This window comes from Streptomyces sp. NPDC051578, from assembly GCF_044454045.1.
Classification (GTDB): domain Bacteria; phylum Actinomycetota; class Actinomycetes; order Streptomycetales; family Streptomycetaceae; genus Streptomyces.
In genome coordinates this window covers 85,148-94,425 of record NZ_JBITDH010000011.1, presented here as the reverse complement: position 1 = coordinate 94,425, position 9,278 = coordinate 85,148, and the positions used below count along the sequence as shown (strand labels likewise).

Here is a 9,278-nt window from a genome sequence, read left to right as displayed (position 1 = left end):
GCCGCCGCCGAGCACTGCCGCCGACCAGCCTTCGCCATGCACCGCTCGCCGCACTGCGCCGGCTTTCCCGGCGCCGAGGTAACACGGGAGCGGCCCCTCGTGGTTGCCGATGGACACGCCCGCGTGGTCCGGAGAAGCCGGCGGCCGTCTTCGACTCGGCGGTGACCTGGGACTAGGGTGGAGGCATGACGGCTTCCCCCGAAACCCACCGGCTGCTGTACGGATGCATGGGACTGGGTGGTGACTGGGACGACACCCCCTACGGCTCGGCCGACGTGGAGCGCGCGGAAGCGGCGATCGAGGCCGCGTTGGACAGCGGCATCACTGTCTTCGACCACGCGGACATCTACCGCCACGGCAAGGCCGAGGCCGTCTTCGGAGAGGTCCTCGGCCGGGCGCAGGGCCTGCGGGAGAAGATCGTCATCCAGACCAAGTGCGGTATCCGTCTCGGTGACAGTGTCCGCCCCGGCATCTACGACCTGCGCGGGGAAACGATCCTCCGCAGGGTGCAGGAGTCCCTGGAGCGCCTGCGTACGGACGTCATCGACGTGCTCCTGCTCCACCGGCCCGACCCGCTGGCCGACCCGCAGGAGGTGGCGGCCGCACTGACGTCCCTGCACCGGCAAGGACTCGTACGCCGCTTCGGCGTCTCCAACATGGGCGCGCCCGCCATCCGGGAACTGCAGGACCACCTCGATCTCCCCCTGGTCGCCAACCAGCTGGAGATGAGCCTGGCACGAAGGGACTGGCTGGAAGCGGGCGTCCTCGTCAACACCGCCGCCGCCGCAGACAACGGATTCCCCCTCGGCACCCTGGAGTACTGCCGTAAGAACGACGTCCGCCTCCAGGCGTGGGGCGCGCTGGCCCAGGGCCGCTACACGGGGCGGCCGAGGACGCCGGACGACGAACGCACCGCACAACTGATCGCCACCCTGGCCGAGGCCAAGAACACGACGCCGGAGACGGTCCTGCTGTGGTGGCTGCAGCGGCACCCGGCACACATCGCCCCGGTGATCGGCAGCACCCACCCGGCCCGCATCCGCGCCTGCGCGGACGCCGCAGGACGTGAACCGGACCTCAGCCACGCAGAGTGGTACGAGCTGTGGCTGACCGCACGCGGAAACCCTCTTCCCTGACCGCGCCCAGCACGCTTGTGGCCCGACCCTCACTCACCACGGAGTCCGGCGGCACAGCCGGGCCCCGAGGTGTGGCATCAGGGGGATCGGGTGGAGTGTGAGAGCGGTGGTCAGGGCCTGAGCTGTCAGCCTACGAGGATGAGTGAATCGGGTGAGGAGTCCTCCGCGCTGTCGGACGGACAGGTCGTCGAACGGCTCGTGCCGGTGTGGCTGCGGGAGGCGCGGGTGCACGGTTCCCCCACAGCCGAGGAAGCCGGGAAGGACTGGGAGCACCACCGGCGTCTGTCGGGCGAGGCCGCGCGCGAGCTGGCCGACTGGGTGACGGCTCGTGTCACCGATACGGCATTCAACGAGGAGGAGGGCCCGACTCAGACGGGACCCACCCGCATCAGCGTCTCCGACAAATCGGCGGTCCACCGCTGGCTCACCGCCCAGGGGCACCGCCTCTGAGCGGTCGTCCATGCCGAACTCCAGGGCCGCTTCCCGCAAGGCCGGACACCAGGCTCCGTCACGTCCGTTCCCCTCCGGCGCGCCCGTACGGACCGGATCGCTCAGGGGATTCCGCGACGCCCGCATGGGGTGGCGCTGCGCGGGCAGACGTGCCCCACCTTCTGGAAGGAGCAGTGATGCTTGGTATCGCAGCCGCGGTCTTGTTCTTCATAAGCTTCCTCATCAACGCGGCGGAGATCTCGACGAACCACGTGTTCTCGTCCGGCAACTTCATGGTCCTCGGCCTGATGCTGCTCGCCCTCCACGTGGCCGGCGTAGGCAGCGCTTGGGCCACCCCCACCCGTGGCCGACGCCGCTGAACCTCGCAGTGGCCGCCGGAGTCGGTGACTCGGCATCAACCTGCCGGAGAGCAGGAGACAAAGGGGACCGGGGATCGGTCGTGCCCTCGGCAGACGGCGGCGCGGCCGATCAGCGGTTGTCGTAGACGCTGAGGCCGCCGTAGGCGGACAGGGCGCCGGCCAGGTCACCGGGTGCGTGCCGCAAGGTGGTGTTCAGGAAGGCGAGCGTGGTTGCGGCGACGACGTGCTGGCTCTCGGTGCGGCCCAGAGAGCCGACTACCGAGGGCACCGGCGGCAGGTACAGGGGGGCGTCCGTGAAAGTGAGGTGCGCGGCGCCCGGGATGGTGAGCCGGTAGCTCGTCGCGGTGCTGAGCCTGAGGACCTCGGTGAGGCGGGGTATGTAACGCGAGTCGGTCTGCGGGCCGATGGCTTGGGTGAGGGCGAGCGCCGGCTGGTGGAAGGGGCGCGGATCGGGGTCGCGGGGGTAGCCGTCCATATTGATGACGGCGGCGAACCGGCTGTCCTGGCGAGCTGCTTGGAGGGCTGCGCCGCCACCCAGGGAGTGGCCGGTCGCCGCGGCCCGGCCGGTGTCCAGACGTCCGGTCAGCGGGCCGGCGAGTTCACCTCGGTCCAGACAGTCCAGCTGAGTGAGGACGAAGCTGAGGTCTGCGGCCCGTATCCGCGTGGTTTCGGCAGCCCGTTTGTCGTCTTCGTCGTCGTCGCCGGTCGAGGCGATCTCGGTGTCGATCGTCCGGCCGTCGGTCAGGACGACGGCGGCGGAGTCGTAGGGGTGGTCCAGGGCGGCGACCACGTAGCCGTTGGCGGCCAGTTCCTCCGCCCAGGCGGTGTTCTGCGTGCGCACTCCGCCCAGGCCGGGGGAGAACAGCACGACGGGGAACCGTGCGGCCCCGTCGGCCACCGGGGCGTCGAAGACCGAATGGGTGTGGGCGCGCGGAACACCGTCGACCAGGAAACCGGGCAGCCCGGCGTAGTGCGCGAGGGCGTCGGAGACGGTGCGTGCCTCCTGCCGGGTGCGGCCGAGGTACTGGGCCGGCTGCGCGCCTGTGGGGCTCTTCCGCGCGGGGTACCAGAGCTGGACGACGACCGTGCGCCGGTCGTCGGGTGTGGCGGTGGCGGTCTCCGGACGGTTCGGGTCGGTCCACTGCATCACGCGGGTACCGACCGCGAAGCTGCCCGTCGGTTCGGGGAACACGGGGACGGGACAGGACCAGGCGGCCACCGGACCCATCGTGATCAGGCCGACGCAGACCGCCGATCCCGGCAACGCCAGCCACCACCGGGCCCGCCCCACCGGCCGGCCGAGCCGGCGTCGCAGCACGGCAACGACGGCGAACGGCAACACGAAGGCGGCGCCCGCCAGTACCGGGACCATCTGCCACCGCAGCCCCACCACGCTCAGCACGAGCACGGACAGCACGAGACCCGAGCCGGCCGCGACGGTGACGGTAGGGCGCGCCGCGGCAGGAAGCCAGCGCGCCGCCACCAACGCGACGGCGCCCAGCAGCACCAGGATTTCCAGGGGGGACATGTGCAGTCCCGTGATGATTTCGGTCACCCGGCCATCCTTGGCGCGGGACGACCCCCACCACATCACTCCCGGGTCGCCGTCGCGTGCAACCGAAGTCGCAGTCCGAGGCACGCCCTCTGCGACCAGAGTCGCATCGTCTGTGCGGCGGCGCCGGCCGTGCACCAGCACGTGGTCCCTTGGGGGCCGGTGGGCGAGGCGACCGGGCGGGAGTGCCGGCTACGAGGCCCCGGGTGGGGTGCCGGCTACGACGCCTCGTCCACGGCCAGGGCGGTACGTGCCAGCCCGCGCAGCCAGGCATGGGCCTGGTCGGTGTCGTAGCGCTGATGCCACGACAGGTAGACGCGTGCCGACGGGAGTTCGAGGGGGAGAGGGAGTACGACCAGGCCGAGGTCGGCGACCGCGGAGCGCGTGGTGGCTTCGGGGACGCTGATCAGCAGATCGGAGCCGCGCACGAACTCCAGCGCGGCCGCTTCGGTGGGCGCACTCGCCACTACGCGGCGGGCGAGGCCGAGCCGCCCCAGCGCGTCGTCGAGGCCATTGCCGAGGTTTCCGCGTCGCGAGACGGTGACGTGTTCGGCGGCGGCGTACCGCTTCGCGGTGAGGGTCCTGACGCGGGTGAGGGGGTGCCCCTGCCTCACGACGACGACGAGGCGGGTCTCGCCCACGCTCTCGCTACGGATGTCCGGCGCGCTCGGGGGGTTCGCGTTCGCCTCCAGGTCGACCTCGCCGCGCCGCAATCCGGGGGTGTCGATACCCGCTTCCGCGACGAAGCGCAATCGCACGCCCGGTGCCTGTCCACGTACCGCCGAGAGCAGTGCGGGGCCGCTCGCAGCGACCAGCGAATCGTGCCAGCGGAGCGTGAACGTGCGCTCCAACGTCGCCAGATCGAGTTCACGGCTCGGAGCCAACACCCCCTGGACCCGGTGCAGCAGCTCGTGCACCTGCTCCCGGACGGCGAGCGCATACGGGGTCGGGGTCATCGTGCGGCCCGTGCGCACCAGGATCTGGTCCCCGGTCGTGCGCCGGATCCTGCCCAGACTCCGGCTCATCGCGGGCGCGGTGACATGCAGGCGCGCGGCCGCCCCGGCCACGCTGCCCTCCTCCAGGAGTGCGTCCAGCGCGGTGAGCAGGTTCAAATCCAATTGCATGCGAGTAATCCTAGCCGTGCTTTACATGCAGTTGTTGTTAATCGTTGTGCTGGATACCTTCGAGGAAGAGCGCACGACGGAACGCACAGCGCGGCCGCGACCGGCTCAACACCCCTCCTCAGACTGGAGCACCACCATGTCCACAACGCTTCGGACCACCGGCCTCGCCTCCTCCGACGCCGACCTGCTCGCCCAGACCGCGGACACCGTGCGCGCGGCCGGTTCGGTGCTGCGCGAGCGCTTCGGCGAGGTGGCCGGCTACCGCACCCGCGAAGAGCTGATGAGCGCGCTCGCCACCAACGACGAATCGGTCCTCGCCATCCTGCGCCCCCGTCTCACGAGCCTGCGCCCCGATGCCGGCTGGGTGGAGGACGAGTTGGACGGCGGGGCGCTGCCGGCCGGCGAATGGTGGGTCGTGGACCCGGCCGAGGGCAACGTCAACCACCTGCACGGTCTGCCGGAGTGGGCGGTGACCGCCACCCTCGTGCGGGAGAACCAGCCGGTGCTCACCGCGGTCCACGTACCGCTGACCGGCGAGACCTACACCGCGCTCACCGGCGCAGGCGCCTACCTCGACGGCCGACCGCTGCACGTCTCCCAGACCGCGGACCTCGGCCTGAGCATCGTGGCCACCAGCCAGGCCCGGCCGGACGAGGACGAGACGGTGGTGCGGCGCATCGGCTCCTCGATCACCGCGATGCTCTTCGACGCGCTCGTCGTGCGCACCGCCGTGCCCGCGACCCTGCACCTGCTGGACGTGGCCACCGGCCGCATCGATGCCTTCTGGCAGTACGCCGGCGCCCGCGCGGACCTGCTGCCCGGGGCGCTGCTGGTCACCGAGGCGGGCGGACGGATCTCCGACGCCGAGGGGCGCCCCTGGACCCCCCTGAGCCAGAGCCTCCTGGCCGCCGCGCCCGGCGTCCACGCCGAGGCCGTCGCCACCCTCTCCCGCTGACGTCGCACCACAACCCACACGCACGGAAGGACCACATCATCATGACCACGATCGCAGTTCTCGGAAACGGCCGCGTCGGCAGCAGCCTGGCCACAGCCCTCACCCGGGCAGGGCACGAGGTAACCGTGACGGACCGCACGCCGGGCGCCGCCGCCGACGCTGCCCGCACGGCCCGGATCGTCATCAACGCCACCCCGGGGGACGGCTCGCTGGACCGGCTCGTCGCCCTGCGGGAGGAACTGCGCGGCAAGATCCTCGTCGACGTGTCCAACGCCACCGTCGACGGCCCGGACGGACTGCCCGCCCACCTGCTCTACCCCGGCTCGAGCCTCGCCGAGCAACTCCAGGAAGCGCTGCCGCAGACGCGCGTCGTCAAGACGCTCAACACCATGCTCTTCCCGGTGATGACCGCGCCCGCCGTGCTCACCCAGGCGCCCGACGCCTTCCTCTCCAGCGACGACCCGCAGGCCAAGGAGACCGTCCGTGACCTGCTCATCGACCTCGGCTGGCGCAAGGAGTGGATCGCCGATCTCGGCGGCATCCAGACCGCCCGCGCCACGGAGGCCGCGATCCTGTTCGTACCGCACGTGATGCGGTCCAACGGATTCGAGCCTTTCGCGATCTCGATCGCCCGCTGACCGGCCCACAGATTCACCGCTGTCCTCGACCGAGGGGATTTCAGCACAGGTCGCCGTGAGCGGGGGCGTGAGCAACGCCGCGAGACTACCCGCGTGCCCCCGCGCGCCCCCCTGGGAGGGATGGCCATGGGCCGGGAGACCCGTCGACCATGGGCGTCCGCTGCTCGGCGGGAACACGCGGCACCGACACTTCGGGGGAACCATGGCGAGACGCTGGCTGATCACGGGATGCTCCTCCGGGCTCGGACAGGCCCTGGCCACCGCCGCCGCGCAGGCCGGCGACGAACTGGCGGTCACCGCGCGCAAGACCGCCGACCTGGAGCAACTCGCCGCCGCCTGGCCCGGCCGCGTCATTGCGATCCCGCTCGAACTGAGGGACGCCGCCTCCTGCGAGCAGGCCGTACGCACGGCCGCCGACCGTCTGGGAGGCATCGATGTCCTCGTCAACAATGCCGGTGTCGGGCTGTTCGGCGCCGTCGAGGAGGTCTCCGACGCGGAACTGCGCGACCAACTGGAGACACTGGTCGTCGGCCCGTGGCGGCTCACCCGGCTGGTGCTGCCGCTGATGCGGGCCCAGGGCCATGGCCATGTCGTCAACGTCTCGTCCGTCGTCGGCCGGATGGCCTTCCCGGGGCTGGCGGCCTACGTCACCGGGAAGCACGCCCTCGAAGGAATGAGCCAAGCCCTTGCCATCGAGGCCGCACCACACGGCATCCGCGTGACCGTGCTCGAACCGGGCATGTTCGCCACCCGCTACGGAACCTCCATGGCCGAAGCCCACCACCGGGTCCCCGCCTACGACATCACCAACCGCGAGATGCTCGAAGGCGCCCGCGGCTTGGCGGAGAACCCGGAAACCGGTTCCCCCGAGGACTTCGCGGCCCAGGTCCTCGACATCGTCCGGGCCGACGCCACGCCCCTGCGCATCCCCATCGGCGACGACGCCTACGGCTACCTGGACGAGGACCACCGTGCCTACCTGGCCGAGTTCGCGGCTGCCCGCGCCCTCACCCAGGCCCCACCGACCACCACCTGACCCACCCACCATCCGGGACGGTCCATCACGTGCCGGAAGAGCGCGGCCGAAGCCGACCTGGGAACGATGCCGCAGGAAACCACAGCCACAGCGGGCACGGAGTGCGACGGGGATTGGGACAACTTCGTCGTCGTACTCCGACGCCTGCATTCGCTTGCGGGCGCGACGGGGTGATTCAGCGATGAGGCAGGGCGGCCCGGCAGCGGGGGCAAGGGGGTAGGGGAGGTACGAACGGCAAGATCGGTGGCGGTGCCGGCGGCAGGGGAGGCGCCGCGACCGTGTCGAACGGCAAGTCCCACGGCGCCGGCGGCCACGGCGGCGCGGGAGCGCACGGCACGTCAGGCGGGAGCGGCGGCCTGGGAGGCAAGTGGGAGCCCAACGTCGGCAACGCCAAGGGCGGCAAGTGGAAGGGCCTGGACGGCGGCTACGCACGCTCCGGTGGCAACGGCGCCAAGGGCACCAAAGGCGCGATTGGGCCGTCATCAGCACCTGGTAACGACCGTGTCCGGGAAGGCGGCGGCCATCCGGGCACGGCCACCCGGTCACAGAGGCTTCAACGGGGAAATGGATTCCCGGCAGGGGCCCTGATCGACTCATCCCGCACGGACATCAGCCGGCTAGTACTCCAGTGCGGTTTCGTGATCTATCCGCTGGCTTCGTGGGCTGAGCGTCGTCGGTAATGGCTGCGCCGGGCTGTTGCCTGGTGGCGTCTGCGCCAGTTCGACCAGTGCAGCAGTCTGGCAGGGGACACGACTGGTGGGTTGAGGACGGCGGTGAACAGATGGCGGATCTCCGGAACGGTCAGCGAGACCGGGTTGCTGCCCCGGGTGCGGTGATGTGGGTCGGCTGGCCGGTCGGGGGCGGCATCGGCGGCGACGGTGGCGAGGAAGGCCAGCGCGAGCATGGCGAGCGTGACGTGCCGGTGCCATGAGGTCCAGTTCCTCAGCTGGTAGTGATCCAGGCCGACTTGGCCTTTGGCGGCCTGGAAGCACTCTTCAACGCTCCAGCGGCTGCCGGCCACGCGGACGAGTTCGCCCAGGGGCACTGCGGCGGGTGACCAGCACAGGTAGAAGGCGAGTTCCCTTGTGGCGGGGTTGCGGCGGATCAGCAGATGACGGTGTTCGCCGGTGCCAATATGGATCCACGCCCAGTCGTAATAGCGTAGGCCCTTCGCGCCGTTGCCGGCGCTTTGCTGGTGCCAGGCTGCCTCGGGCAGGCGGTCGGCGACCGTATCCGCGCGAACCGGTGTGCGGCCGGAGTTGATCCGGACCCGGATGGAGCAGGCGACAGCCAGAACGTAGCCGGTCCCGTGAGTCTCCAGGACTGCACGAAGCTGCGGGTCCTGTCCGTATGCCTCGTCGCCAGTCACCCACGGTGCGTCCACCCCGGCGTCCAGTGCGGCGGCGATCATCTCACAGGCCAGGCGGGTTTGGTCGCGAACTGCACCGCGTCAGGTATCCCGGCCGCCTGGCGGCGCTCGGGATCGGTGCACCAGGAATGCTCAGGCAGGTAGAGCCGGCGGTCGATCAGCGCCCGCCCCCGGCTGGTTGCATAGGCGAGGAAGACACCGACCTGGCTGTTCTCGATGCGTCCGGCGGTGCCGGTGTACTGCCGCTGCACGCCCGCCGAGGACCGGCCCTTCTTCAGGAAGCCGGTCTCGTCGACGATCAGAACGCCACCATCGCCACCGAGGTGCTCGACGGCGTACGCGCGGACTTCGTCGCGGACGGAATCAGCGTCCCAGCAGGCGCTTCGCAGCAGACGCTGCATCGGTCCGGGACGTGCGTGACCAGCCCGTTCGGCCAGTCGCCAGCAGTTCTTCCGCTCGACGCCGGACAGCAGCCCGAGCAGGTACGCGCGGGCTGTCGCCTGCGGTTCCACGCGTCGGAACCGGCCCACGATCCGGGCCATGGCCTGGTCGAACAGCGCCCGCCACCGGACCGGGTCTCCGCTATGGCCAGCAGCCACCGCACGATCTTCAGGAGTCCACACAACCCCCGATGATCACGCGGTGGCCACTTTCGCTCC

8 protein-coding genes and 1 pseudogene are annotated in these 9,278 nt (G+C 70.8%); 6 read left to right on the top strand and 3 right to left on the bottom strand.

All coding sequences use genetic code 11. The annotated features are described in order from the left end of the window. Window positions 1-185 precede the first annotated feature (185 nt). The 3 genes from ACIA6C_RS30140 (at window position 186) to ACIA6C_RS30130 (ending at window position 1,945) form a co-directional block, all read left to right on the top strand. Window positions 186-1,136 (top strand): aldo/keto reductase family oxidoreductase, encoded by a 951-nt coding sequence (locus tag ACIA6C_RS30140; protein WP_399280625.1) that lies wholly within the window; start codon window positions 186-188, stop codon window positions 1,134-1,136. A gap of 138 nt (window positions 1,137-1,274) precedes the next feature. Beyond that, a complete protein-coding gene (locus ACIA6C_RS30135; RefSeq protein WP_399280623.1) occupies window positions 1,275-1,586 on the top strand; it encodes a hypothetical protein in 312 nt (103 codons plus the stop codon). Window positions 1,587-1,762: 176 nt separating this feature from the next. Then, window positions 1,763-1,945 carry a hypothetical protein gene (locus ACIA6C_RS30130; protein ID WP_361127299.1) on the top strand — a complete coding sequence of 61 codons (183 nt, stop codon included), beginning with the start codon at window positions 1,763-1,765 and terminating at the stop codon, window positions 1,943-1,945. Between the two features lie 109 nt (window positions 1,946-2,054). On the opposite strand, the gene ACIA6C_RS30125 is transcribed toward ACIA6C_RS30130, so the two are convergent. Together ACIA6C_RS30125 and ACIA6C_RS30120 are read right to left on the bottom strand one after the other, a co-directional pair. Next, the gene (locus ACIA6C_RS30125; protein ID WP_399280621.1) at window positions 2,055-3,536 is read right to left on the bottom strand and encodes an alpha/beta hydrolase family protein; all 1,482 of its coding nucleotides are present in this window, start codon (window positions 3,534-3,536) and stop codon (window positions 2,055-2,057) included. A 179-nt stretch (window positions 3,537-3,715) separates the two neighbouring features. After that, on the bottom strand, window positions 3,716-4,621 hold the full coding sequence (locus tag ACIA6C_RS30120; RefSeq protein ID WP_399280619.1) for a LysR family transcriptional regulator: 906 nt from the start codon (window positions 4,619-4,621) through the stop codon (window positions 3,716-3,718). A 136-nt stretch (window positions 4,622-4,757) separates the two neighbouring features. Here ACIA6C_RS30120 and ACIA6C_RS30115 point away from each other — a divergent pair, with 136 nt between their 5' ends. The 3 genes from ACIA6C_RS30115 (at window position 4,758) to ACIA6C_RS30105 (ending at window position 7,250) form a co-directional block, all read left to right on the top strand. Then, window positions 4,758-5,576 (top strand): inositol monophosphatase family protein, encoded by an 819-nt coding sequence (locus ACIA6C_RS30115; protein WP_399280617.1) that lies wholly within the window; start codon window positions 4,758-4,760, stop codon window positions 5,574-5,576. Window positions 5,577-5,617: 41 nt separating this feature from the next. Further along, complete coding sequence (locus ACIA6C_RS30110) at window positions 5,618-6,214, top strand: NADPH-dependent F420 reductase (protein ID WP_399280615.1); 597 nt, start codon at window positions 5,618-5,620, stop codon at window positions 6,212-6,214. Between the two features lie 202 nt (window positions 6,215-6,416). Beyond that, the gene (locus tag ACIA6C_RS30105) at window positions 6,417-7,250 is read left to right on the top strand and encodes an SDR family oxidoreductase (protein WP_399280613.1); all 834 of its coding nucleotides are present in this window, start codon (window positions 6,417-6,419) and stop codon (window positions 7,248-7,250) included. A 617-nt stretch (window positions 7,251-7,867) separates the two neighbouring features. Here the strand turns inward: ACIA6C_RS30105 and ACIA6C_RS30100 are convergent. Beyond that, a pseudogene (locus tag ACIA6C_RS30100) lies at window positions 7,868-9,161 on the bottom strand (IS701 family transposase). Window positions 9,162-9,278: the final 117 nt, after the last annotated feature.